At 63.2% G+C, this 23,234-nt stretch carries 23 protein-coding genes; 21 read left to right on the top strand and 2 right to left on the bottom strand.

Annotation, left to right across the window (positions count from 1 at the left end):
• The first annotated feature begins 131 nt into the window (after window positions 1-131).
• Window positions 132-1,409 carry a 4-aminobutyrate--2-oxoglutarate transaminase gene (locus MESCI_RS00215; protein WP_013527918.1) on the top strand — a complete coding sequence of 426 codons (1,278 nt, stop codon included), beginning with the start codon at window positions 132-134 and terminating at the stop codon, window positions 1,407-1,409.
• A gap of 30 nt (window positions 1,410-1,439) precedes the next feature.
• Here the strand turns inward: MESCI_RS00215 and MESCI_RS00210 are convergent, their stop codons facing one another.
• Complete coding sequence (locus MESCI_RS00210) at window positions 1,440-2,693, bottom strand: NAD(P)/FAD-dependent oxidoreductase (protein WP_013527917.1); 1,254 nt, start codon at window positions 2,691-2,693, stop codon at window positions 1,440-1,442.
• A gap of 432 nt (window positions 2,694-3,125) precedes the next feature.
• Between MESCI_RS00210 and MESCI_RS00205 the strand changes: the two genes are divergently transcribed.
• The 18 genes from MESCI_RS00205 to trmB all read left to right on the top strand — a co-directional run bounded on the left by MESCI_RS00205 (window position 3,126) and on the right by trmB (window position 20,402).
• Complete coding sequence (locus tag MESCI_RS00205; protein WP_013527916.1) at window positions 3,126-4,415, top strand: imelysin family protein; 1,290 nt, start codon at window positions 3,126-3,128, stop codon at window positions 4,413-4,415.
• A gap of 112 nt (window positions 4,416-4,527) precedes the next feature.
• Window positions 4,528-4,839 carry a (2Fe-2S)-binding protein gene (locus tag MESCI_RS00200; RefSeq protein ID WP_013527915.1) on the top strand — a complete coding sequence of 104 codons (312 nt, stop codon included), beginning with the start codon at window positions 4,528-4,530 and terminating at the stop codon, window positions 4,837-4,839.
• Entirely contained in the window at window positions 4,805-5,290 is a 486-nt protein-coding gene (gene bfr / locus MESCI_RS00195) for a bacterioferritin (protein ID WP_013527914.1), read from the top strand. The genes MESCI_RS00200 and bfr overlap by 35 nt, the downstream gene beginning before the upstream one ends.
• A gap of 12 nt (window positions 5,291-5,302) precedes the next feature.
• Window positions 5,303-6,904 carry a di-heme oxidoreductase family protein gene (locus MESCI_RS00190; protein ID WP_013527913.1) on the top strand — a complete coding sequence of 534 codons (1,602 nt, stop codon included), beginning with the start codon at window positions 5,303-5,305 and terminating at the stop codon, window positions 6,902-6,904.
• The gene (locus tag MESCI_RS00185; protein WP_013527912.1) at window positions 6,904-7,983 is read left to right on the top strand and encodes an imelysin family protein; all 1,080 of its coding nucleotides are present in this window, start codon (window positions 6,904-6,906) and stop codon (window positions 7,981-7,983) included. Before MESCI_RS00190 ends, MESCI_RS00185 begins: the two co-directional genes overlap by 1 nt.
• Before the next feature lies 1 nt (window position 7,984).
• The gene (locus MESCI_RS00180; protein WP_013527911.1) at window positions 7,985-9,091 is read left to right on the top strand and encodes a DUF1513 domain-containing protein; all 1,107 of its coding nucleotides are present in this window, start codon (window positions 7,985-7,987) and stop codon (window positions 9,089-9,091) included.
• A gap of 94 nt (window positions 9,092-9,185) precedes the next feature.
• Window positions 9,186-9,863, top strand: coding sequence for a tRNA (adenosine(37)-N6)-threonylcarbamoyltransferase complex dimerization subunit type 1 TsaB (gene tsaB, locus MESCI_RS00175; protein ID WP_013527910.1), 678 nt, complete (start codon window positions 9,186-9,188; stop codon window positions 9,861-9,863).
• Window positions 9,864-9,946: 83 nt separating this feature from the next.
• Window positions 9,947-10,441 (top strand): ribosomal protein S18-alanine N-acetyltransferase, encoded by a 495-nt coding sequence (gene rimI, locus MESCI_RS00170; protein ID WP_013527909.1) that lies wholly within the window; start codon window positions 9,947-9,949, stop codon window positions 10,439-10,441.
• Between the two features lie 21 nt (window positions 10,442-10,462).
• On the top strand, window positions 10,463-11,263 hold the full coding sequence (gene olsA / locus MESCI_RS00165; protein WP_013527908.1) for a lyso-ornithine lipid O-acyltransferase: 801 nt from the start codon (window positions 10,463-10,465) through the stop codon (window positions 11,261-11,263).
• A 74-nt stretch (window positions 11,264-11,337) separates the two neighbouring features.
• Window positions 11,338-12,747 carry a tRNA (N6-isopentenyl adenosine(37)-C2)-methylthiotransferase MiaB gene (gene miaB, locus MESCI_RS00160; protein WP_013527907.1) on the top strand — a complete coding sequence of 470 codons (1,410 nt, stop codon included), beginning with the start codon at window positions 11,338-11,340 and terminating at the stop codon, window positions 12,745-12,747.
• A gap of 83 nt (window positions 12,748-12,830) precedes the next feature.
• Complete coding sequence (locus MESCI_RS00155; protein ID WP_023758127.1) at window positions 12,831-13,823, top strand: PhoH family protein; 993 nt, start codon at window positions 12,831-12,833, stop codon at window positions 13,821-13,823.
• Window positions 13,824-13,841: 18 nt separating this feature from the next.
• Complete coding sequence (gene ybeY, locus MESCI_RS00150) at window positions 13,842-14,342, top strand: rRNA maturation RNase YbeY (protein ID WP_013527905.1); 501 nt, start codon at window positions 13,842-13,844, stop codon at window positions 14,340-14,342.
• A gap of 28 nt (window positions 14,343-14,370) precedes the next feature.
• On the top strand, window positions 14,371-15,501 hold the full coding sequence (locus MESCI_RS00145) for a hemolysin family protein (protein ID WP_013527904.1): 1,131 nt from the start codon (window positions 14,371-14,373) through the stop codon (window positions 15,499-15,501).
• A 16-nt stretch (window positions 15,502-15,517) separates the two neighbouring features.
• Window positions 15,518-15,988 carry a VOC family protein gene (locus tag MESCI_RS00140; protein WP_013527903.1) on the top strand — a complete coding sequence of 157 codons (471 nt, stop codon included), beginning with the start codon at window positions 15,518-15,520 and terminating at the stop codon, window positions 15,986-15,988.
• Between the two features lie 101 nt (window positions 15,989-16,089).
• Complete coding sequence (gene lnt / locus MESCI_RS00135; protein ID WP_013527902.1) at window positions 16,090-17,682, top strand: apolipoprotein N-acyltransferase; 1,593 nt, start codon at window positions 16,090-16,092, stop codon at window positions 17,680-17,682.
• A 141-nt stretch (window positions 17,683-17,823) separates the two neighbouring features.
• On the top strand, window positions 17,824-18,243 hold the full coding sequence (locus tag MESCI_RS00130) for a helix-turn-helix domain-containing protein (protein ID WP_013527901.1): 420 nt from the start codon (window positions 17,824-17,826) through the stop codon (window positions 18,241-18,243).
• 169 nt (window positions 18,244-18,412) lie between these two features.
• A complete protein-coding gene (gene metK, locus MESCI_RS00125) occupies window positions 18,413-19,678 on the top strand; it encodes a methionine adenosyltransferase (RefSeq protein WP_013527900.1) in 1,266 nt (421 codons plus the stop codon).
• 22 nt (window positions 19,679-19,700) lie between these two features.
• Window positions 19,701-20,402: a tRNA (guanine(46)-N(7))-methyltransferase TrmB gene (trmB, locus tag MESCI_RS00120; protein ID WP_013527899.1), complete on the top strand. Its 702-nt coding sequence runs from the start codon at window positions 19,701-19,703 to the stop codon at window positions 20,400-20,402.
• Window positions 20,403-20,468: 66 nt separating this feature from the next.
• Here the strand turns inward: trmB and MESCI_RS32195 are convergent, their stop codons facing one another.
• A complete protein-coding gene (locus tag MESCI_RS32195; RefSeq protein ID WP_013527898.1) occupies window positions 20,469-20,636 on the bottom strand; it encodes a hypothetical protein in 168 nt (55 codons plus the stop codon).
• 299 nt (window positions 20,637-20,935) lie between these two features.
• On the opposite strand from MESCI_RS32195, the gene rimP reads away from it, so the two are divergent.
• Entirely contained in the window at window positions 20,936-21,580 is a 645-nt protein-coding gene (gene rimP, locus MESCI_RS00115; RefSeq protein WP_013527897.1) for a ribosome maturation factor RimP, read from the top strand.
• Window positions 21,581-21,629: 49 nt separating this feature from the next.
• Window positions 21,630-23,225: a transcription termination factor NusA gene (nusA, locus tag MESCI_RS00110; RefSeq protein WP_013527896.1), complete on the top strand. Its 1,596-nt coding sequence runs from the start codon at window positions 21,630-21,632 to the stop codon at window positions 23,223-23,225.
• Window positions 23,226-23,234: the final 9 nt, after the last annotated feature.

The following is a 23,234-nucleotide window of genomic DNA, read 5'->3' as shown; positions in this document are numbered from 1 at the left end:
AAGCGCCGGGATCTGCCCACCGCAGGCCCAATCGCCTGCCGGTGGTGCCGACTTGAGGAAAACGTGAAATAAGGTCAGAAGACATCTCAACGGCATCAAACAGGACGGGCGACGGCCCGGTGAGGGATACGATGAAGAATTCAGCCATTTCCGAACGCAAGAACCAATCGATTTCCCGCGGCGTCGGCATGACCACGCAGATTTATGCCGACCGGGCTGAAAATTCGGAAATCTGGGATGTCGAGGGGCGTCGCTATATCGATTTCTCATCGGGCATCGCCGTCGTCAACACCGGGCATCGCCATCCCAGGGTGATCGAGGCGGTCAAGGCACAGCTCGACCGCTTCACCCACACCTGCCACCAGGTGGTGCCCTATGAGAGCTATGTGCGCCTGGCCGAACGGCTGAACGGCATGTTGCCCGGCAAGTTCGAGAAGAAGACGATCTTTGTCACCACCGGGGCCGAGGCTGTCGAGAACGCCATCAAGATCGCCCGCAATGCCACCGGACGTCAGGCGGTCATCGCCTTCGCCGGCGGTTTCCATGGCCGCACCTTCATGGGCATGGCGCTGACCGGCAAGGTCGTGCCTTACAAGGTCGGCTTCGGCGCCATGCCGGGCGATGTCTATCATGCGCCGTTCCCTGTGCCGCTGCACGGTGTCTCGGTCGCCGACTCGCTGGCGGCGCTCGACCGGTTGTTCAAGGCCGATGTGGATCCGGCGCGCGTCGCCGCCATCATCATCGAGCCGGTTCAGGGCGAGGGCGGCTTCTACGACGCGCCGCGGGATTTCCTGGTTGCGCTGCGCAAGCTTTGCGACCAGCACGGCATGCTGCTGATCGCCGACGAAGTGCAGACCGGCTTTGCCCGCACCGGCAAGATGTTTGCTATGGATCACCATGAGGTGGCCGCCGACATCACCACCATGGCCAAGAGCCTGGCCGGCGGCTTTCCTCTGGCGGCGGTCACCGGCCGCGCCGAAATCATGGATGCGCCCGGCCCCGGCGGGCTCGGCGGCACCTATGGCGGCAGCCCGATCGGCGTTGCCGCGGCGCACGCCGTGCTCGACGTGATCGAGGATGAAAAGCTGTGCGATCGCGCTAATACGCTGGGCGCAAGGCTGAAACAGCGGCTGCAGTCGATCCGCGACGACGTGCCCGAGATCGTCGACATCAGAGGTCTCGGCTTCATGAACGCTGTCGAGTTCAACGACGTCAAGAAGGGCCTGCCCTCAGCCGAGATCGCCAATGCGATCCGGTTGAAGGCGCTCGACAAGGGCCTGATCCTGTTGACCTGCGGCGTCTACGGCAACGTCATCCGCTTCCTGGCGCCGATCACCATCCAGGACGAAGTCATGAACGAAGCACTCGACATTCTGGAAAGCTCGATCCGCGAAGTCTGCGCCGCCTGATCAGTAAGGTGCCGCGCCTGAGGGACGGAATTATCCCGCCGCTCTGGCGGGCTCATTCTCGAGGAAAGCGGCCAGTGCCGCTTTCAGCCCCTCGGGGCCAGCGGCCACCGTCTGCGGCGTCGGCGAGAAGCCGGCGCCCAACATCTTGCGGCCAAGCATATGGTCGCCCGGACGGTTGACCGATTCGATGCCGAGCAGCCGGTCGCCGGCGTAGTGGTAGATCGAGAATTTGTTGTCGGGCAGGTCGCCCAGCACGACATGGCTGTCGCCGCCGGCGGTCAGGCCGACCATCTGCAGCTTCATGTCGCCGATGTCGGACCAGAACCATGGCACCGCAGAATAGGCGTCGGCATGGCCTGATATCGTGCGCGCGGCAAGCCGCGCCTGGTCGGTGGCATTCTGCACCGATTCCAGCCGCACGTCGCCGCCGGTGAACCAGTGACGGTAAGAGGCAGCATCGCCAATAGCGAGAATCTCCGGCACCGAAGTCCGCATCTGGTGATCGACGCGGATGCCGTTGGCGATGCCGAGGCCAGCTTCCTGCGCCAGTTCGACATTCGGCACGGCACCAATGCCGACAATGACCATGCGCGCCGGCAGCCTTTCGCCTGACGAGGTGATCGCGGCCACGACATGACCGTTTTCGCCTTCGAGCCTGGCGATCGAGGTGCCGGTGAGGATGCGCACGCCCGTCGCTTCCAGCCGTTGCCGGACGTGGCTCGCCACCACCGGCGCCACGGCGCGGCCGAGCAGCCGGTCCACCGCCTCGACCACTGTCACCGTGCGGCCGGCGGCCCTCAACGTGGCTGCGATCTCCAGCCCGATGAAACCGCCGCCGAGGATGACGACTTCGTCGGTTTGCGCGCTGAGGTCGCGGATCAGCCGCGCATCGGCCAGCGAGCGCAGCGACAGCACCCCGGACAGATCGGCACCGGGCAGCGGCAGCGTGCGCGGGCGCGAGCCTGTCGCCAGGATCAGGTGGTCGAAGGCAAGCGCACCACCGCCGGCAATATCCAAACTGCGGCGTCCGGCATCGAGGCGATCGATCCTGACGCCAGGCCGGTAGTCGATGGCGCTGCCGGTGTAAAAGGCCTCGCCGCGCAAGGGTTGTGGCTTGGCCTCGGCATCCTTGATGAAGGTCTTCGACAGCGGCGGCTTGTGGTAGGGCAGTTCGTCCTCATCTCCGACGAGGATCACCGGCCCGTCATAGCCGTCCTCGCGCAGACTTGCGGCCGCTTGCACGCCCGCATGACCCGCGCCGACAATGACCACACCGTTCTTCATCGCACTCAATCCCGATTCTACCCTAGGATGTTCCGCCAGATGGCAATTGTCTGGCACCGCTGCAAGCGAGCTTTTGCGGGTCGCATCCGGGATGGCGGCTGTCAATCGCACAGTTCAGCGGCAAGACCGGTGCAGGAAACGCATAAAGTTGACAGTTGCAGTTTAGAATAATTCTAAACTGTTGTTTCGATTGACTTTTCTTGCGGATTGTCATTGACATCCGACGGTGTCGCAGCTTTATGGAAGTTCGCGCGTCAGCGCATCCCTTTAATGTTTGGGCCTTGAACCCTTTCGATTGGAGGCATTTTGGTGTCTTTCTTCCGCGAACCGCGCGATGGCGCGGCATCTCTTGCGCCCAATGGCCCGCAGATGGCCTGGCGCCGGTTGCTGCGCGCGCCGTTTACAGAATTTCCGAGAAACTGGAGAGTGATCATGACAGCACGATATGGCAGCAGGCTTGCGGCGATCGGCGCCACTGCCCTGCTGACGGCGGCGGTATTCGTGTTGCCGGCAAAGGCGGAAACCGATGTAAAGGCGGTCATCAAGACCTATTCCGACATCGCGCTCGCGAAATACGAAGATTCGCTGACCACCGCGCAGGCGCTCGACAAGGCGGTCGACGCGCTGCTCGCCACGCCATCGGTGGAAACCCTCAACGCTGCCCGTGACGCCTGGAAGGCATCGCGCGTTCCCTACCAGCAGACCGAAGTCTACCGCTTCGGCAACAAGATCGTCGACGACTGGGAAGGCAAGGTGAATTCCTGGCCGCTGGATGAAGGGTTGATCGACTATGTCGCCAAGAGCTACGGCACCGAATCGGACGCGAACGCGCTCTACACGGCCAATGTGATCGCCAACAAGGAGATCGAGATCAACGGCAAGAAGGTCGATGCATCGAAGCTTTCGCCGGAATTCCTTTCCGGCACGCTGCAGGGAGCCGGCGGCATCGAGGCCAATGTCGCCACCGGCTATCACGCCATCGAATTCCTGCTCTGGGGCCAGGACCTGCATGGCACCGGCCCGGGTGCCGGCGAGCGCCCCTACACCGACTACGACCTCAAGAACTGCACCGGCGGTAATTGCGACCGCCGCGCCGAGTATCTGAAATCGGCCAGCGACCTTCTGGTTTCGGATCTTCAGGAGATGGTCGGCAACTGGAAGGAAGACGGCGCCGCCCGCAAGGCTCTTGTCGATGGCGAGCCGAGCACGGCGATCTCGACGATCTTCACCGGCATGGGCTCGCTGTCCTACGGCGAACTGGCCGGCGAGCGCATGAAGCTCGGCCTACTGCTGCATGATCCGGAAGAGGAGCACGATTGCTTCTCCGACAACACCTACAATTCGCATCTCTACGACGCCATCGGCATTCGCGCGGCCTATCATGCGAGCTACACGCGTCTCGACGGCACCATCGTTTCGGGTCCTTCGGTGGCCGATATGGTGAAGGCGGCCGACCCGGCGATCGACAAGGAACTGTCTGACAAGCTCGATGTTTCGGTCGCCAAGATGGAGGCGATCAAGGCGCGTGCACTGGCCGGCGAGGCCTATGACCAGCAGATCGCCGAGGGCAACATTGAGGGCAATGCCACCGTCCAGGCGGCGATCGATGCGCTGATCGATCAGACCAAGTCGATTGAGCGCGCCGTCGGCTCCCTGAAGCTCAGCACCATCGCCTTCGAAGGGTCCGACAGCCTCGACGCGCCGGACAAGGTGTTCAAGTAAGGGGTAAACGACGGAGACTGACCCGGAGCCGGACAACCGGCTTTGGAACGGCCTCCGCCAGAAGATCAAGCCACACGGCACGGGAGACGCCGTCAGCCAGCCGAGCAAGCCAATGCTGATTTGTCATTGCAACATCATCACCGAGAAGGAGATCGAGCAGACGATCGTCGGGCTGCTGGACCAGGATCCCTGGCAGTTGATCGTGCCGGCGAAAATCTATCATGCAATGCAAAAGCGCGGTCGCTGTTGCGGCTGCTTCCCAAATGTGGTGGAAACGATCATTCGGGTCACCGAAAACTACCACGCCCGCTCGGAGGCGAGCGGCGTGGATGTCGTTTCACACCTGGATCGCGTCAGAGGCCTGCGCATCCAATACGGGAGCAGAATTCATGAAAGGCGATCCGCAGATCATCGAGCGGCTTAACGAGGCCCTTTTCCTGGAGCTTGGGGCCGTCAATCAGTACTGGGTGCATTTCCGTCTGCTTGAGGACTGGGGATACGCGAAGCTGGCAAAGAAGGAGCGGGCGGAATCGATCGAGGAGATGCACCATGCCGACAAGCTCGTCGCCCGCATCATCTTCCTCGAAGGCCATCCGAACCTGCAGTCCGTGGCGCCGCTGCGCATCGGGCAGAACGTCAAGGAAGTGCTCGAATCCGACCTTGCCGGAGAATATGACGCACGTACCGCCTACAAGCGTTCGCGCGAAATCTGCAACGACGCCGGCGACTACGTGACGATGAAGCTGTTCGAGGAATTGCTGGCCGACGAGGAGGGTCACATCGACTTTCTCGAGACGCAGCTCGACCTGCTTGCCTCGATCGGCGAGGAGAAATACGGCCAGCTCAACGCCGCATCGGCAGACGAGGCGGAGTAAGGGCATGCGGGAATGCGGCGCCTGCTAGAATTCGTGCGCCGCTCGCGGCGGGCCAATGGCTCGCCGCCCCCTGAGAAGACGCCAGCCGGATTGGCGCGTCGGCGCTGTGTCATGCTCGTGTTGGCGCTTACCTCTTCGGCGATGGCGGGTGATCTTCAGCCGGCCGGCTTCGCCACCACGCGCACCGACCTCAATGCGAAGGATCAGGCGCGCGTCATTGCCGTCACCAGGCCGACCACGGATTTTTCCAGGCCAGAGCCGTTCGAATTGATGCAAGGTGGCGCCGGCACGTCCCGAAAGGACGTCAGCCGCGATTCCTTCTCGCAATCCTCGGCCAACATCACCTTCGAGGAAGAGGGCGACTTCAAGCTCGGCAATGCCCTTTTCCGCAAGAACTGGGTCTCGTCGCCATCCTCGACGCAAGCGTCGGACGGGCTCGGCCCGCTGTTCAACGAACGTGCCTGCCAGAACTGTCATCTGAAGGATGGCCGCGGCCGCCCGCCGCAAGGCGACCCCGGCACCACGTCGATGTTCCTGCGGCTGGCCCGCGACGCCAGCAGCGTGGAAGAGAAGGCGGCGCTTGCCGACCATGAGGTGCTCAACTTCCCCGACCCGGTCTACGGCAGGCAATTGCAGGAGCTCGCCGTACCCGGCCTGCCCGGTGAAGGCAGGATGCATATCGATTACCAGGAACGTAAGGTGGAGCTGACGGACGGCTCCGTGATCTCCTTGCGCAAACCGAGCTATTCGGTTGACGGCCTTGGCTACGGGCCGCTTGACCCGCGCACCACGCTGTCGCCGCGGCTCACACCGCCGATGATCGGCCTGGGCCTGATCGAACAGATCGCGCCGTCTGATATTCTCGCCCAAGCCGATCCGGACGACAGGGACGGCGACGGCATTTCCGGCAGGCCGAACATCGTGCGCGATAGCCTGAACGGAGAACTGACGCTTGGCCGTTTCGGCTGGAAGGCACAGACCGCGTCGATCCGCCAGCAGGCGGCGGATGCCTTTGCCGGCGACATCGGCATCTCGACGCCCGAAGAGCCGAAGCATTGGGGCGATTGCACTGCTGCGGAGGCAAAATGCCTCGCCATGCCGAACGGCGTGCAGCAGCGTCTTGGCCCGGTCGAGGCGCCGCCGCCGGTGATGGATCTCGTCACCTTCTATTCGCAGAACCTGGCCGTGCCGTCGCGCCGGGACCTCGACCGGCCGGACGTGCTCGCGGGCAAAAAGACATTCTACGAGATCGGCTGCATTGCCTGCCATACGCCGAAATTCGTCACGCGCCGCGATACGCCCAATAAGGCGCAGGCCTTCCAGTTGATCTGGCCTTATTCGGACTTCCTGCTGCACGACATGGGGCCTGATCTGGCCGATGGCCAGGCCGTGGGCGATGCGACGGGCAATGAGTGGCGCACGCCGCCGCTGTGGGGCATCGGCCTGACCGAGACAGTCAACGGCAATTCCTTCTTTCTGCATGACGGGCGCGCGCGCAGCTTGGCTGAGGCGATCCTGTGGCATGGCGGCGAGGCGCAGAAAGCGCGCGACCGTTTTGCCGCCGCTAACGCGGCCGAGCGTGACGCATTGCTCAAATTCCTGGAGTCACTGTGATGTTCAAGCGTTCTGCATTGTTTTTCGCTCTTCCGCTGGCCCTGCTGGGCGTTGTCCCTGCGTCTGCGGCGGTCAAAGCCTCCGACATCATCCAGCGGGCGATCGATGGCTTCGTCCGCCCGGCCTATGCCGGCCTGCACGAGCATGCGGAAGCCTTGACCGGATCCATGCGCAAGCTGTGCGTCACGCCCTCGCAAGGAGAGCTCGATGCCGCACGCGCCGAATTCTCCGCCACCGTCTATGCCTGGTCGTCAGCCGAAATCATCGGCTTCGGGCCGATCAAGGAGAACAACCGGCTGGAACGCATGCTGTTCTGGCCGGATCGCAAGAGCATTGGCCTGAAGCAGGTGCAGGCGGCGCTGTCGGCGAAGGATCCAACCGCCACAGATCCGGCACAGCTGGCCGGCAAGAGCGTCGCCATGCAGGGGCTGGGCGCGCTGGAGTTCGTACTTTACGGCGACGGCGCCGATGCACTGGCCGGCAAGGATGATCCCTACCGCTGCGCCTATGGCACTGCTGTTGCCGGCAACATCGAAACCATGGCCGGCGAGGTCAGCGCCGCCTGGAACAAACCGGACGGCTTTGCAGCGCTTTGGGCCAATCCGGGGCCGCAGAACCCGCTTTACCGCGACGGCAATGAAGCGGTGACCGAACTGGTCGGCGTCTTCGTCAACGAGCTGGAAATGGTGCGTGACGTGCGCCTGAAAGGGTTTTTCGGCGGCAAGCCGGACGCGGACAAGCCGAAACAAGCGATCTATTGGCGCTCGCAAAACACCACCGCGTCACTGGCCGGCAATCTCTCCGGCATCGATACGCTGTTCCAGGCCTCGAAACTTGGCGACGCCCTGCCGGCCGATGCGCGCTGGATGGCCGAATCGATCCACATCCAGTTGGTCAACGGTGTCGCCACCGCCAAGGCCGTCAGCGGTCCAATCGACAAGGCGCTTGCCGATCCGGCATTGCGCGACAAGCTCGAGCATTTCGCGCTGATCACCTCCAGCCTGTCGACCCTGATCGGGACCAGGTTGACCGCTGAATTCGGCCTGACCGCAGGCTTCTCCTCGCTGGATGGGGACTGAATTGAAAACCCCGCTGATAGATCGCCGCGATTTCCTGAGAGCTGCAGGCGTTGGCTTCATGGCCGCGATGGCGCCATCGGCCTGGGCAACGACGCTTGCGGCCGACGCCGTCTTCGCCACCGCTTTCGTCAAACGCGACGGCAGCTTTGGCGCTGCCGTCCTGTCCGAGGCCGGCAAAGTCCTGCATGCGATCGATCTGCCCGATCGCGGCCACGATGTCACCTTCGATCCCATATCGAAACGCTCGGTGGTCTTCGCGCGCCAGCCCGGCACCTTCGCTGTGGTTTTCGACCATTCGGGCCGTGATGCGCCGCTGACCATCGCCAGCATCGCCGGCCGGCATTTCTTCGGCCATGGCGTGTTCTCGGCCGATGGTGCGCTGCTCTATGCCACCGAAAACGACTTCGACAACGCCGCCGGCGTCGTCGGCGTCTACGATGCGCGGGCGAAATTCAGCCGTGTCGGCGAGTTCCCGACCTATGGCATGGGTCCGCACGAGCTTCTGCTCCTGGGCGATGGCAGGACGATCGCGGTTGCCAATGGCGGCATCGAGACCCATCCGGATTACGGCCGCGCCGAGCTCAACATTGCGACCATGAAGCCGTCCTACGTATTGATAGACCGCGTCACCGGCGACCTCATCGAGAAGCACGAATTGCCGGCCGCACTGCATCAGCTGTCGATCCGCCATATGGACACAGATCCATCCGGGACCGTCTGGTTCGGCTGCCAGTACCGGGGGCCGGGCACCGATCGTCCGCTGCTGGTCGGCCGCGCGGTGCGCGGCAAGGAATTGCAACTGCTCGACATGCCGCAGGACGTTTTGTCCGGCTTCCGCAACTACATAGGCTCGGTCGCCGCCAATCCGGCTGCCGGCACGGTCGCGGTCTCCTCGCCGGAAGGCAACTCGCTTGTCGTGCTCGATGCGGCCAGCGGCCGGGTCGTCGCGAACAGCGCGCTGGTCGAGGTCTGCGGCGTGGCACCTGACGGAACCGGCTTCATGGCCACCACCGGCGCTGGCGAGATCGTCGAGGGCAGTGGTGCGACACGCTCCGAACCGGACTATGTCTGGGACAACCACATGCTGCGCATCGAGCAGGCCGCATAGGCCACAAGCGAAGCCGCTTAACGAATTATGCACTATCCCCTTGCGGTGGCGGGCCGTGGCGGGCACAGGGAATTGTTTTCGAACCGGTTGCTTCATGAAATTGCTTGCCATCGACTGTGCCGCCAACCTCTGCGCCGCTAGCGTCTATGACGCGACGGCGAAGCGGGAGCTCGGCCGCTCGGTGCTCGATCTCGGCAAGGGCCATGCCGAGCAGCTAATGGCGGTCATCGCCGAAGCGCTGGAGGCAGGCGCAACCGACTATGCAGGTCTTGGCGCCATTGCCGTGTCTGTCGGCCCCGGTTCCTTCACCGGTCTGCGGGTCGGCGTCTCGACCGCGCGTGGCCTGGCGCTGGCGCTGAAGATACCGGCAATCGGAGTGACGACACTGGAGGCGCTGGCTGCCGAAGCAGCGACGGCATTTCCCGGTCGCGCCGTGCTGGCGGCGCTGGATGCCGGCCGTGAGGAGATCCACGCGGCCTTTTACGACGAAAGGTTAGTCTTGACTTACGGTCCGGCCGTGGCCACGCTGGCCGACGTGGTGGCAATGGCGATGGCAACGTCTCCGGTGCTTGCCGGCACCGCTGCAGCGCTCATCAGTGCATCGGCCGGGCGCGAATTCGATGTCGGCCCTCGGACGGCCACCGCCGACATTGTCACCTACGCCCGCCTGGCTGCCGCCAAGGGCGCGGGCGAACGGCCGAAACCACTCTATCTGCGCGGCGCCGACGCCAAGCCGCAGGCCGGGTTCATTCTTTCAAGGATCAGACCATGATCCCGAAAAGTGGAAGCCGGTTTTCACGGACAACGGTTCCCGTTTGTCCAGAGATCATGGTCAAACAAGAAAACAAAAATTAGATGCGCATACCTTTTCTCCAATCACGCCGCCGGGACTATGCGCTCGAGCCGCTGAGGATCGCCGACAGTCCGGCGGTCTCGCTGCTGCACCGCGAGGACTTTGTCCGCCCCTGGACCGATGGCGAATTTGCCGCCTTGCTCGAACAGGGCACTGTGTTCGGCTATGCCGCGCGCGAAACCGGACAGGGCTCCAAGCCGCCCGTCGGCTTCGTGCTGGCGCGGCTTGCGGCAGGCGAGGGCGAGATCCTGACCGTCGCGGTGGCGCGATCGCATCGCCGGCAGGGGCTGGGCTGGCAATTGATGGACGCGGTGTTGCGCGAACTGCACGCGCAGCGCGCCGAAGCGCTGTTCCTCGAGGTCGACGAGACCAATGTCGCGGCGATCGCGCTTTATCGCCGGCTGGGCTTCCGCGAGGTCGGCAAGCGGCCGAATTACTACAGGTCGGCCGAACACGGACCGACCGGCGCGCTTGTCATGCGCCGCGATCTTCGCTAGCGAGACGGCCGGGATGGGGCGATGATCAAGAAAATCAGGATTTTCCTGGCGCTGGGCCTCGTTGTCGCCGGTTCGCTGGTCCTCGTGCCGTTACAGATACTGTCGATGAAGACCGGCTGGTGGCCGGAAACCTTCATCCTCAAGATCTGGCACAGGCTGATCATCAGGGCGCTCGGCATGCGCATCCATGTCAAGGGGACGCTGTCCGACAAGCGCCCGCTGCTGGTTGCGTCCAATCACATCTCCTGGACCGACATCATGGTGCTCGGCTCTTTTGCCGACGTAAAATTCATCGCCAGGGCTGATATGGAAGGCTGGCCGCTGATCGGCATGCTTTCGAAGCTGCAGCGTACCGTGTTCATCGAGCGCGAGCGCAAGCGTTCGTCGAGCGACCAGGCAAGCGAGATTGCCAGCCGCATGGCCAAGGGCGATGCGATGGTGCTGTTTGCCGAGGGCTCGACCGGCGACGGCAATATGGTCCTGCCGTTCAAGAGCACGCTGTTCGGCGCCGCCTCGATGGCGATTTCGGAAGGCGCGGCGGAACAGGTGTTCATCCAGCCGGTGGCGATCGCCTATACGCGTCTGCACGGCGTGCCGCTCGGCCGCCGGCATCGCCCGCTTGCCGCATGGATCGGCGATGAGGATTTGATGCCGCATCTCAAGGTATTGCTGGCGGAGGGCGCGCTCGACGTCGAGGTGCATTTCGGCGAGGCAATCGCCTTTTCCAAGGGTTCGAACCGCAAGGAGACGTCGAAACTGATGGAAAGCCAGGTGCGTGAGATGATGCAGGCGGCGCTTGCCGACCCGCGGCCGAGCCGCTAGCCCCGGCATGCCCTTGCTGGCGCGGGCTGAGAATCGTCTGTTTTTTGTCACGGAAAGGCGTTAGAAGCCGCCTTATGGACTTGAACACGATAGAAAGCAACGACATCGGCACTTTGGCTGGACAGCCGGCAGTGCTTTCCACGGCAGCGAGAAAAGTCTTCATCAAGACCTATGGCTGCCAGATGAATGTCTATGATTCGCAGCGTATGGCCGATGCGCTGGCTGCCGACGGCTATTCCGCGACCGATGCCATTGGCGAGGCGGACCTGGTGCTGCTGAACACCTGTCATATCAGGGAGAAGGCGGCCGAAAAGGTCTATTCCGAGCTCGGCCGTATCCGCGACATGAAAGCCGAGCGTGCCCTGGCCGGCCGCGAGATGCTGGTCGGCGTCGCCGGCTGCGTGGCGCAGGCCGAAGGCGCCGAGATCATCCGCCGTTCGCCGGCCGTCGACCTGGTCATCGGCCCGCAGACTTATCACCGGCTCCCCGACGTGCTGGCGCGGGTGCGCGGCGGCGAAAAGATCGTCGAGACCGACTACGCCATCGAGGACAAGTTCGAGCATCTGCCGCAGCCCAAGCGCGCCGAGGTCATCAAGCGCGGCGTCACCGCCTTCCTCACCGTGCAGGAAGGCTGCGACAAGTTCTGCACCTTCTGCGTCGTGCCCTATACCAGAGGCTCCGAAGTTTCCCGGCCGGTGGCGCAGATTGTCGCGGAGGCTGAGCGCCTGGCTGAAGCCGGGGTGCGCGAAGTGACGCTGCTTGGCCAGAACGTCAATGCCTGGCATGGCCAGGGCGAGAACGGCCACGAGTGGGGCCTTGGCCGCCTGCTGTTCAGGCTGGCCGAAATCCCCGGGCTGGCGCGTCTGCGCTACACCACCAGCCACCCGCGCGACATGGATGACGAGCTGATAGCGGCCCATCGCGATCTGCCGTCGTTGATGCCCTATCTGCATCTGCCGGTGCAATCAGGCTCCGACCGCATCCTCAAGGCGATGAATCGCCGGCACACGGCGAGGGATTATCTGGCGCTGCTCGACCGTATCCGCACTGCCCGGCCTGACATCGCGCTTTCCGGCGACTTCATCGTCGGCTTCCCCGGCGAGACAGAAGCGGATTTCGAGGCGACCATGGAGCTGGTGCGTCAGGTGAATTACGCCTCGGCCTTCTCCTTCAAATATTCGCCGCGCCCCGGCACGCCAGGCGCCGAAATGGCCGATCATGTGCCGGAAACGGTCAAGGACGAGCGCCTGCAGCGGCTGCAGGCTCTGCTTGTGAAGCAGCAGCAGGACTTCGGCTTGAGCCTCATCGGCAGCACCATCGACACGCTGATCGAGAAGCCCGGCCGTCAGACCGGCCAGAAGGTAGGCCGCTCACCTTGGCTGCAGCCGGTTATTGTTGATGAAAAGGCCGGCGAAATCGGTGACATTATCCAGGTGCGAATCACGAAGACGGGCTACAACAGCCTGTTCGCCGAATTGGCCTGAGGGTCTCGGCAGATGAGGAGAGACGGTTGAGCGCAGCAGAGCTGAAGAACCTGCCCCCGGTACCGGCATCTGGGGCTTCTGACATGGCGCACATCGTTCTGACTTTCGACAACAACAAGCTTGCCAGCGCCCTCTATGGTCAGTTCGACGAAAACCTCGCCCGGCTCGAGCAGAAGCTTGGCGTCGACATCCGCTCACGCGGCAACCAGCTGACCATCAAAGGGTCCGCTTCTGCCGCCGAGCAGGCGCGCCGCGCCCTGGACAATCTTTACGGCATTCTCCAGAAAGGCGTCGATATCGGCCAGTCCGACGTTGACGGCGCCGTGCGCATGGCGATTGCCGCCGACGATCAGTTGACCCTGCCAACGCTGGAACGCAAGGGCAAGGTCTCCGCCGCCCAGATCGCCACCCGCAAGAAGACGATCTATGCCCGTTCGCTCAACCAGGACGCCTACATGCGGGCGCTGGAACGGTCGGAACTGGTGTTCGGCATCGGCCCGGCCGGCACCGGCAAGACCTACCTGGCGGTGGCGCACGCGGCGATGCTGCTCGAGCGCGGTATGGTCGAGCGCATCATTCTCTCGCGGCCGGCGGTCGAGGCCGGCGAGCGGCTGGGCTTCCTGCCCGGCGACATGAAGGAGAAGGTCGATCCCTATCTGCGGCCGCTCTATGACGCGCTCTACGACATGATGCCGGCCGACAAGGTCGAGCGCGCCATTGCCGCCGAAGTGATCGAAATCGCGCCGCTTGCCTTCATGCGCGGCCGCACGCTGGCGCATGCCGCCGTCATCCTCGACGAGGCGCAGAACACCACGCCGATGCAGATGAAGATGTTCCTGACGCGTCTGGGCGAAAACTCGCGCATGATCGTCACCGGCGATCCGACCCAGATCGACCTTCCCTCGAACACCAAATCGGGCCTGGTCGAAGCCTTGCGGGTGCTGGACGGCGTGGCGGGCGCGGTCACCGTGCGCTTCAACGACGGCGACGTGGTCCGCCATCCGCTGGTGGCGGAAATCGTCAGGGCCTACGACCGGGACGCCAAGCTGGCGCGTGGCCTCGGCGCCGAGAATTGATGTTGGCGATGCGGCTTCATGCCTGAGGACATAATATCCGGCGACGGGAATATTCCCGTCGACATCGACATAGCGGTTGAGGCGGGCAACTGGCCCGACGAGGCAAGCCTGACGCGGCTGGTCGATAGGGCCGTTAAGGCGGCTTTTGCCGAAACCGGCGTGGCGGGCCGTTCCGAACTCAGTCTCGTTTTTTCCGACGACGCCCATATCCAGGTTCTCAACGCCGGCTGGCGCGGCAAGGACAAACCGACCAACGTCTTGTCTTTCCCGGCTTTTCCGTTTGCGCAGGGCGGTCCGTTGCCGCCGATGCTGGGCGACATCGTGCTGGCCGCCGAAACGGTCGCCCATGAAGCGGTACTGGAAGACAAGCCTGTCGAGAACCATATCACCCATCTCGTCATCCACGGCCTGCTGCATCTGCTGGGCTACGATCACGAGACCGAGGCCGAGGCCGAGGCGATGGAAGCCGTCGAACGCGCGGCGCTTGCAAGGCTTGCCATTCCCGACCCCTACGCGTAACTACATCTGACCAATTGACCGGACGACGATGAACGACAAACCAGAGACTGCCGCCCGCCCCGACGCCGGCAGTGCAACCAAGGCTTCCGATACGTCGGAAGAGGGATCAAGTCCGAGTACCGTTACCTCTGGTGCTAGCAGTACCTCTGCTGCTGCCGGCACCTCTGGTGCTGCCAGCATCGGCAGCGCTGCCAGCGAGACATCGCCTGCCGGTCCCTCCCTGTTCGACCGCGTTCTTGGCCTGTTCAGGCAACGCAACGGAACCAGCCTGCGGGAGGAAATCGCCGGCGCGCTTGCCGAGACAACGAGCGATGCCGGCGCCTTCTCGCCCGGCGAACGCGCCATGCTCAACAACATCCTGCGGCTGCGCGAAGTGCGCGTCGAGGACGTCATGGTGCCGCGCGCCGACATTCAAGGGGTCGAAATCACAACGACGCTCGGCGATCTGCTGGGCACCTTCGAGCAATCCGGCCATTCCCGCATGCCGGTCTATTCAGAGACCCTCGATGATCCGCGCGGCATGGTCCATATCCGTGATGTGCTGGCCCACATCACCAAGATCGCGCGCGTCAAGAAGGGCCGCTCGACCAGGAAAGCACCCGTCGCCACGGTTCTCGATCTCGCCCAGGTCGATCTCGCACGCACCATTGGCGACCTCAATCTGATCCGCCCGGTGCTGTTCGTGCCGCCGTCGATGCTCGCCTCCGACCTGATGGCTCGCATGCAGACGACGCGCACGCAAATGGCGCTGGTCATCGATGAATATGGCGGCACCGACGGCCTTGCCTCGCTGGAAGACATCGTCGAGATGGTGGTCGGCGACATCGAGGACGAGCATGACGACGACGAGCCGATGATCACCCAGAGCGGCGACGGCGTGTTCATCGTCGATGGCAAGGCCGAGATCGACGACGTCGCCAAGATGATCGGCGGGGATTTCGCCGCCGGTGAACATGGCGAATATGTCGACACCATCGGCGGCATGATTTTCAACACGCTTGGCCGTGTTCCGGCCCGCGGCGAGGTGGTGCAGGCCATACCCGGTTTCGAATTTCACGTCCTCGACGCTGATCCGCGCCGCGTCAAGCGCGTGCGCATCGTGCAGAGCCAGAAGGGTGAGCGTCGCCGGCGTGCCACGGCGCGCACCGAACAGGCGTGAGCGTTTCGCTCGCACGATGACTATCGACGACCCGTTCAAGCATCCAAGTCTGGGCTCTGGTGTTTTCTACAAGGATCCGCATGCCGCGCTGGACTGGCTCGAGGCGGCTTTCGGCTTCGAGCGCAGCATGGTGGTCAGCGATGCCGAGGGAAAGCTCATCCATGCAGAGATGCGGTTCGGCGACAGCTACATCATCGTCGATTCCGAATGGAGCGATTACGTCGCCAGCCCGGCTTCGCTCTCGGGCAAGAACACGCAGTCGATCTATGTCAGGCTGAAGGGTGGCCTGGATGCGCATTGCGAGCAGGCGCGGGCGCTCGACGCTGATATAATCCAGGAGCCGGCGGATCAGTTCTACGGTGAGCGCCAGTATCGTGCACGCGACCCCGAGGGCCATGTCTGGACCTTCACGCAGACCATCCGTTCGGTTCAGCGCGAGGAGGCCGAGCGGCTGGGGGGCGTTCAGATCGAGGGTTGGCACCGGTAGGCAGGGCCGGAGCTGTGCATCTCAGCTAGCCCATGCGCCGTTTGGAGCGCGGAGCGCAGCCTGTTAAATCTTGTGTCCTGATTCGCGACTCGGAAGTATGCATGGAGCGCCTCACCGGCCGGATAATTCTGCTTTGGGGTTGGCGGCGTGCGCTCGTGGCGTTTCTCGCAGGCGCCCTCGCGGTGCTTGGGCAGGCGCCTTACGACTTCTTCGCCGCCTGTTTCGTCTCGTTCCCGCTGCTGGTCTGGCTGCTCGACGGCGCCACCGGCGAAGCTTCAGGCAGTCTGTTCCGGCGTATGCGGCCGGCTTTCGCCGTCGGTTGGTGGTTCGGTTTCGGCTATTTCCTCGCCGGCCTCTGGTGGATCGGCTCGGCGCTGCTGGTCGAGGCCGACAGCTTTGCCTGGGCGCTTCCCTTCGCGGTGGTCGGCATTCCTTTCATGCTCGCCTTTTTCTACGGCTTTGCGGCAATCGTTGCTCGGCTGCTGTGGAGCAACGACATTGGCCGCATCGCCGCCCTTGCCTTCGGCTTCGGCCTGGCGGAATGGCTGCGCGATTTCCTGTTCACCGGTTTTCCCTGGAATGCCGTCGGCTACGCGGCCATGCCCGTGCCGCTGCTGATGCAGAGCGTCTCGGTGACGGGCATGATCGGCATGAACGCGCTCGCGGTGTTCGTCTTCGCACTGCCGGCACTGCTGGCGGCACGTCGGCACCTGCGCCTCGGCGCGGCACTGTTTGTCGTGCTCGTCGCTGCCCATGTCGGCTTCGGCTATATCAGGCTTGCCGCTCCCGAACCGCCAGCTTCACGCAGCCTGGATGTCCGCATTGTCCAGCCGGCCGTGGACCTGTCGGAAAAATGGGATGCCTCGGTGCGCGACCGCATCTTCGCGGTCCTGATGGGGCTCTCGGGCAAGGCGCCGGATCCAGGCCATCAAAAGCCGCAACTGATCCTGTGGCCCGAAACCTCGGTGCCGTTCCTCTTCACCGAGCGTCCGGACGCATTGACGGCGCTGGGGGATATGCTCGGACCCGGCCAGATGCTGATTGCCGGCGTCGTCCGCGAGGAAGGCGGCTCGGCCGCAAATGCCGACAGCCGCTACTACAACTCCGTGGTGGCGATCGACGACAAGGGTGAAATCACCGACGCCGTCGACAAGGTTCACCTGGTGCCGTTCGGCGAATACCTGCCTTTCGCCGATCTGCTCCAGCGTTTCGGCATCGAGCAACTGGTTGCCGGGCCGATGAGTTTCGCGGCCGGCAATGAGCGGCACGCCATTACGCTGCCCGACGGCATCCGTGCGCTGCCATTTATCTGTTATGAGGTGATCTTTCCCGATCTTGTGGCAGTTGACGCTGCGTCAGCGCAGCTTATTGTGAACGTTACCAATGATGCGTGGTTCGGCGACACGCCGGGTCCGTATCAGCATTTCAGGCAGGCCCAGATCCGTGCGGTGGAAAATGGATTGCCATTGGTGCGTGCCGCCAACAACGGCATCTCGGCCGTCGTCGATCCGCGCGGGCGCATCGTCGATGCGCTTGCTATCGACGCGCGCGGCGCCATCGATGCCCACATACCGATTTCCGGACAGGCGCTCATATCTCCCGGCCAACGGCGCATTAACGGAATGCTGATCATGTTGCTGTTTGCCGTTGGGGCAGCGCTGTTGAACGTAAGGCAAAGGCTACGGGTGAATTGACAGCCAACACATTAGAAACTCATACTGTAAGTGCCTGAAAATTTCTCGAAGCCGGTGGATCGTTCTGTTGGGGCAGTTGCCTCCGGCTTTGTTTGGGCAGGAAAAAAATAGAGAAAGCCGAAAAAATTCGGCGAGGAAAAAATGACAGAAGATAACAAGAAGAAACCGAATCCGATCGACATCCATGTTGGCAGTCGCATTCGGCTTCGCCGCAACATGCTTGGAATGAGCCAGGAAAAGCTGGGAGAAAACCTCGGCATCACATTTCAACAGATTCAGAAATATGAAAAGGGCACCAACCGCGTCGGCGCCAGCCGTCTGCAGGCGATCGCGTCCATACTCGGCGTGCCTGTCGCTTTCTTTTTTGAGGATGCGCCCGGCCAGGAGCCTGTGGCGGGCCGGGGATTTGCCGAGGACGCTTCGATGGCTTTCGCTGTCGAATTCTGCGGCAGCCCTGAAGGCCTTCAGCTCAACCGGGCCTTTGTCAAGATCGCCGACGCCAAGGTGCGCCGCAGGATCATAGACCTGGTCAAGTCCCTCTCCGCCGACGATCCCGACTGATCCTCAATCACGCCAGGACCGGCGGCGCCCCGCCGCCGGTGGCACAAGATAACGGCATCGACATTCATGCCAGAGCCGAAGCACCGCTTGACGAGCGGCGCTTCGCCCCGCTAACACGTGGCGCGCCAAAATCGGCAGCCTGCCGATCGTTTTTCAAGAGGGGACACCCGTGACGCGGCAGAACTACTTCTTTACCTCGGAATCCGTTGCCGAGGGCCATCCTGACAAAGTCTGTGACCGGATTTCCGACGAGATCGTCGATCTGGTCTATCGCGAAGCCAAGAAGACCGGCATGGACCCGTGGAAAGTCCGTGTCGCCTGCGAGACGCTGGCCACCACCAACCGTGTCGTCATCGCCGGCGAAGTGCGCGTCCCGGAAACGCTGCTGAAGAAGGACAAGGCAGGCAACATCCTCAAGGATGCCGCCGGCCATCCGGTCGTCAATCCGGCCAAGTTCAAATCGGTCGCCCGCAAGGCGATCCGCGAAATCGGCTACGAGCAGGCCGGCTTCCACTGGAAAACGGCGAAGATCGAGGTTCTGCTGCACGGCCAGTCGCCTGACATCGGCCAGGGCGTCGACAACGCTGCCGACCGTCAGGGCGAAGAGGGTGCCGGCGACCAGGGCATCATGTTCGGTTATGCCTGCCGCGAGACGCCGGATTTGATGCCGGCGCCGATCTACTACAGCCACAAGATCCTCGAACTGCTGGCTGCTGCCCGTCACGAAGGCAGCGGTGAAGCCGGCAGGCTCGGGCCGGATGCCAAGAGCCAGGTCACCGTTCGCTATGTCGATGGCAAGGCCGCCGAGGCGACGCAGATCGTGCTGTCCACGCAGCATCTCGATGCGAGCTGGGATTCAAAGAAGGTCCGCAAGGTCGTCGAACCCTATATCCGCGAGGCGCTGGGCGACCTCAAGATCGCCGACGATTGCATGTGGTACATCAATCCGACCGGCAAGTTCGTCATCGGCGGGCCGGACGGCGACGCCGGCCTGACCGGCCGCAAGATCATCGTCGACACCTACGGTGGTGCCGCACCCCATGGCGGCGGCGCCTTCTCCGGCAAGGATACCACCAAGGTGGATCGTTCGGCGGCCTATGCGGCGCGCTACCTGGCCAAGAACGTGGTGGCGGCGAAACTCGCCGACCGCTGCACCATCCAGCTTTCCTACGCCATCGGCGTCGCCCAGCCGCTGTCGGTCTATGTCGACTTGCACGGTACCGGCAAGGTCGACGAGGCAAAGCTCGAGGACGCGCTGCGCATGGTGATGGATCTGTCGCCGTCGGGCATCCGCCGTCACCTCGATCTCAACAAACCGATCTACGCCAAGACGTCGTCCTACGGCCATTTCGGCCGCAAGGCCGGCCGTGATGGGTCTTTCTCCTGGGAAAAGACCGATCTCGCCAAGGCGCTCAAGGACGCGGTCGCCGCCTGACAGCGGCGCCGGAAGTCCCGCCATGGATCCGAAGGACAGACCAAGCCGCGCGACCGAAGCCTTTTTCGGTCGCCGGCGCGGCAAGACCATGCGTCCGCAACAGGCGGCCGCGCTGGAAAGCGGCTTCGGTGCATATCGGCTCGATCTGGCGGCCGGGCCGCCGGCCGATCTGCAAACTCTGTTTCAAACCGATGTCAGCGCGGTTCGCCTCGAGATTGGCTTCGGCGGTGGCGAACATCTCCTGCACCGCGCGACCGAGGCGCCTTCGATCGGCTTTATCGGCGTCGAGCCCTTCGTCAACGGCATGGCCAAGATGATGATGGCGGTGCGCGAGAAACCGCTCGCCAATCTGCGGGTTTATGACGACGACGCCACAAGGCTGCTCGACTGGCTGCCGCAGGCCTCGCTCGGCGGCATCGATCTGCTCTATCCCGACCCCTGGCCGAAGAAGAAACACTGGAAGCGACGTTTCGTAAGCCCGGTCAATCTCGAGCGGTTCGCGCGCGTGCTGAAGCCTGGTTCAAAATTCCGCTTCGCCTCCGACATCGACACCTATGTCAACTGGACCTTGCTGCATTGCCGCGCGCATGGCGCGTTCGCATGGCAGGCTTGCGAGGCGGCGGACTGGCACCGGCCCTATGATGGTTGGCCGGGCACCCGTTACGAGGCCAAGGCCATTCGTGAGGGCCGGCGGCCGGCCTATCTTACCTTCATTCGGAAATAGGCTCGCTGTCTTAGAGCAATTCCAGGAAAAGTGTGAAACGGTTTTCCGTCCGGAATTGCGTCAAAGCTAAAAGCGGCGGCCGATGCGATCGAAGGCGGCCGGCTCGACGCCGAGGTTGCGCAGGTCGTCGGCGCGCGGCCTGCGACCGGCTTCCACGGCCCGTGAAGCGGCCACGGCGCTGCCGAATACGGTGAAGAAGTCGCCTATTGCAGAAAATATCTTGCGATTGCTCATGATCATGTCCTTTCGCGCACGTGTGGCGCACGGCCACCTTTGTGCAGCGCAGCGTAAGTAGGTGCGTTTCAGCGCCAATCCCATGGGGGCCGCCGCATGGGCGCCATGCGCTCCATGCAACGCTGGCGGGGGCCACCTCGATGGCAGCGTTGCCCGACCAGCATAGCGGGCTTGAAACACAGGCCGCGATCGTCTATATCAGCCTCAAATTCTTGGTCGGTATGACGAAGAGTGGGTCCACCCGGTCCCGCTCTTTTTTATTACCTGCCGATAACTTGGTAGAGAACGACAGGGCTTCAATGACTGCAACGGCAAGCGAGGGCGACGATCGCATCATCCGCGAAAGCGGCATCGATGCGCGCATCGCGCTGATCGTCCAGCCGGTTCTGCGCGGCATCGGCTTCCGCCTCGTGCGGGTGCATCTGTCGGGCCAGAACGGGCTGACGCTGCAGATCATGGCCGAACGCGAGGACGGCACCATGACCGTCGAGGATTGCGAAGAGGTCAGCCGCGCGGTGTCGCCGGCGCTCGATGTCGATGATCCGATCGAAAAGGCCTACCATCTTGAAGTCTCGTCGCCCGGCATCGACCGGCCGCTGGTCCGCAAATCGGATTTCACGACCTGGACGGGTCATCTGGTGAAAATGGAAACATCGATCGTCGTCGCCGACCGCAAGCGCTTCAAGGGCAAGATCGCCGAAGCCGGCGAAGACGATGTGCTGATCGAGCGCGACAAGGCAGCCTATGGCGAGGAGCCGACGGTGCGCGTCCCCTATGACGCGATTGCCGATGTGCGCCTGATCCTGACCGACGATCTCATCCGCGATGCCCTGTCGAAGGACAACAGGGCGCGCAAGGAAGCCAAGAAGCGCCGTGGCGAACCGGACGACGACGAGTCGGGTGCGGAAGCGGACGCCACGGAAGAACACGAACAGGAACTATGATTGAGCTGCCGGGCGCAAAGGTCCGGCAAACAAGCTCGGGAGAAAAACGATGGTTGTAAGCGCCAACAGACTTGAATTGCTGCAGATCGCCGACGCGGTCGCGCGTGAAAAGTCGATCGACAAGTCGATCGTCATCGCCGCCATGGCCGATGCGATCCAGAAGGCGGCGCGCTCGCGTTACGGTCAGGAGACCAACATCCGCGCCGACATCAACCCGAACACCGGTGAGATGAAGCTGCAGCGGCTGATGGAAGTGGTCGAGAAGGTCGATGACTATGCCACGCAGATCGCCATTTCCTCGGCTCGCGAGCGCAATCCCGACGCCCAGCTCGGCGACTTCATCGCCGAACAGCTGCCGCCCATGGATTTCGGCCGCATCGCCGCCCAGTCGGCCAAGCAGGTCATCGTCCAGAAGGTCCGCGAGGCCGAACGCGACCGCCAGTATGACGAGTACAAGGACCGCATCGGCGAGATCGTCAACGGTACCGTCAAGCGCGTCGAATACGGCAATGTCATCGTCGATCTCGGCCGCGGCGAAGCGATCATCCGTCGCGATGAGCTGATCCCGCGCGAGAACTACAAATATGGCGACCGCGTCCGCGCCTATGTCTACGATGTGCGCCGCGAGCAGCGCGGCCCGCAGATTTTCCTGTCGCGCACCCATCCGCAGTTCATGGCCAAGCTGTTCACCATGGAAGTGCCGGAAATCTATGACGGCATCATCGAGATCAAGTCGGTCGCCCGCGACCCAGGTTCGCGCGCCAAGATCGCCGTCATCTCGCGGGACTCTTCGATCGATCCGGTCGGCGCCTGCGTCGGCATGCGCGGCAGCCGCGTCCAGGCCGTCGTCGGCGAATTGCAGGGTGAGAAGATCGACATCATTCCGTGGTCGCCTTCTGCGGCGTCCTTCATCGTCAATGCGCTGCAGCCGGCGGAAGTCGCCAAGGTCGTGCTCGACGAGGATGCCGAACGCATCGAAGTCGTGGTTCCCGACGACCAGCTGTCGCTGGCCATCGGTCGCCGCGGCCAGAACGTGCGTCTGGCTTCGCAGCTGACCGGCTGGGATATCGATATCCTGACCGAAGCCGAAGAATCCGAGCGCCGCCAGAAGGAATTCGTCGAGCGTTCGTCGCTGTTCATGGAAGCCCTCGACGTCGACGAGATGGTCGGCCAGGTGCTGGCCTCCGAAGGCTTCACCAGCGTTGAGGAAGTCGCTTATGTCGATTCCGGCGAGATCGCCTCTATCGACGGTTTCGACGAGGACACCGCTTCGGAAATCCAGACCCGCGCCCGCGAATATCTGGAGAAGATCGAGGCCGAGCACGACGACAAGCGCAAGGCGCTCGGCGTTTCGGACGAATTGCGCGAAATCCCCGGCGTCACCACCGCCATGATGGTGACGCTTGGCGAGGACGGCGTGAAGACGATCGAGGATTTCGCCGGCTATGCCGCCGACGACCTGACCGGCTGGAAGGAACGCAAGGACGGCGAGACAAAAGTCTATCCGGGCGTGCTGGCCAATCATGGCGTGACCCGCGCAGACGCCGAACAGATGGTTCTGGCCGCCCGCCTCAAGGCCGGCTGGATCACCGAAGACGAGCTTGCAGCCGAAGAAGTCTCGGCTGACGAAGCCGTTGGTGCGTGAGGTGAAACC

Source organism: Mesorhizobium ciceri biovar biserrulae WSM1271 (assembly GCF_000185905.1).
GTDB lineage: Bacteria > Pseudomonadota > Alphaproteobacteria > Rhizobiales > Rhizobiaceae > Mesorhizobium > Mesorhizobium ciceri.
The sequence above is the reverse complement of the archived record's forward strand: the minus strand, read 5'-3'. Positions and strand labels throughout refer to the sequence as shown.

Bases quoted from the DNA above. Each gene is read 5' to 3' on its own strand.
- MESCI_RS00215 (WP_013527918.1), top strand. From the start codon at position 132: ATGAAGAATTCAGCCATTTCCGAACGCAAGAACCAATCGATTTCCCGC.
- MESCI_RS00210 (WP_013527917.1), bottom strand. From the start codon at position 2,693: ATGAAGAACGGTGTGGTCATTGTCGGCGCGGGTCATGCGGGCGTGCAA.
- MESCI_RS00205 (WP_013527916.1), top strand. From the start codon at position 3,126: ATGACAGCACGATATGGCAGCAGGCTTGCGGCGATCGGCGCCACTGCC.
- MESCI_RS00200 (WP_013527915.1), top strand. From the start codon at position 4,528: ATGCTGATTTGTCATTGCAACATCATCACCGAGAAGGAGATCGAGCAG.
- bfr (WP_013527914.1), top strand. From the start codon at position 4,805: ATGAAAGGCGATCCGCAGATCATCGAGCGGCTTAACGAGGCCCTTTTC.
- MESCI_RS00190 (WP_013527913.1), top strand. From the start codon at position 5,303: ATGCGGCGCCTGCTAGAATTCGTGCGCCGCTCGCGGCGGGCCAATGGC.
- MESCI_RS00185 (WP_013527912.1), top strand. From the start codon at position 6,904: ATGTTCAAGCGTTCTGCATTGTTTTTCGCTCTTCCGCTGGCCCTGCTG.
- tsaB (WP_013527910.1), top strand. From the start codon at position 9,186: ATGAAATTGCTTGCCATCGACTGTGCCGCCAACCTCTGCGCCGCTAGC.
- rimI (WP_013527909.1), top strand. From the start codon at position 9,947: ATGCGCATACCTTTTCTCCAATCACGCCGCCGGGACTATGCGCTCGAG.
- olsA (WP_013527908.1), top strand. From the start codon at position 10,463: ATGATCAAGAAAATCAGGATTTTCCTGGCGCTGGGCCTCGTTGTCGCC.
- miaB (WP_013527907.1), top strand. From the start codon at position 11,338: ATGGACTTGAACACGATAGAAAGCAACGACATCGGCACTTTGGCTGGA.
- MESCI_RS00155 (WP_023758127.1), top strand. From the start codon at position 12,831: ATGGCGCACATCGTTCTGACTTTCGACAACAACAAGCTTGCCAGCGCC.
- ybeY (WP_013527905.1), top strand. From the start codon at position 13,842: ATGCCTGAGGACATAATATCCGGCGACGGGAATATTCCCGTCGACATC.
- MESCI_RS00145 (WP_013527904.1), top strand. From the start codon at position 14,371: ATGAACGACAAACCAGAGACTGCCGCCCGCCCCGACGCCGGCAGTGCA.
- MESCI_RS00140 (WP_013527903.1), top strand. From the start codon at position 15,518: ATGACTATCGACGACCCGTTCAAGCATCCAAGTCTGGGCTCTGGTGTT.
- lnt (WP_013527902.1), top strand. From the start codon at position 16,090: ATGGAGCGCCTCACCGGCCGGATAATTCTGCTTTGGGGTTGGCGGCGT.
- MESCI_RS00130 (WP_013527901.1), top strand. From the start codon at position 17,824: ATGACAGAAGATAACAAGAAGAAACCGAATCCGATCGACATCCATGTT.
- trmB (WP_013527899.1), top strand. From the start codon at position 19,701: ATGGATCCGAAGGACAGACCAAGCCGCGCGACCGAAGCCTTTTTCGGT.
- MESCI_RS32195 (WP_013527898.1), bottom strand. From the start codon at position 20,636: ATGAGCAATCGCAAGATATTTTCTGCAATAGGCGACTTCTTCACCGTA.
- rimP (WP_013527897.1), top strand. From the start codon at position 20,936: ATGACTGCAACGGCAAGCGAGGGCGACGATCGCATCATCCGCGAAAGC.
- nusA (WP_013527896.1), top strand. From the start codon at position 21,630: ATGGTTGTAAGCGCCAACAGACTTGAATTGCTGCAGATCGCCGACGCG.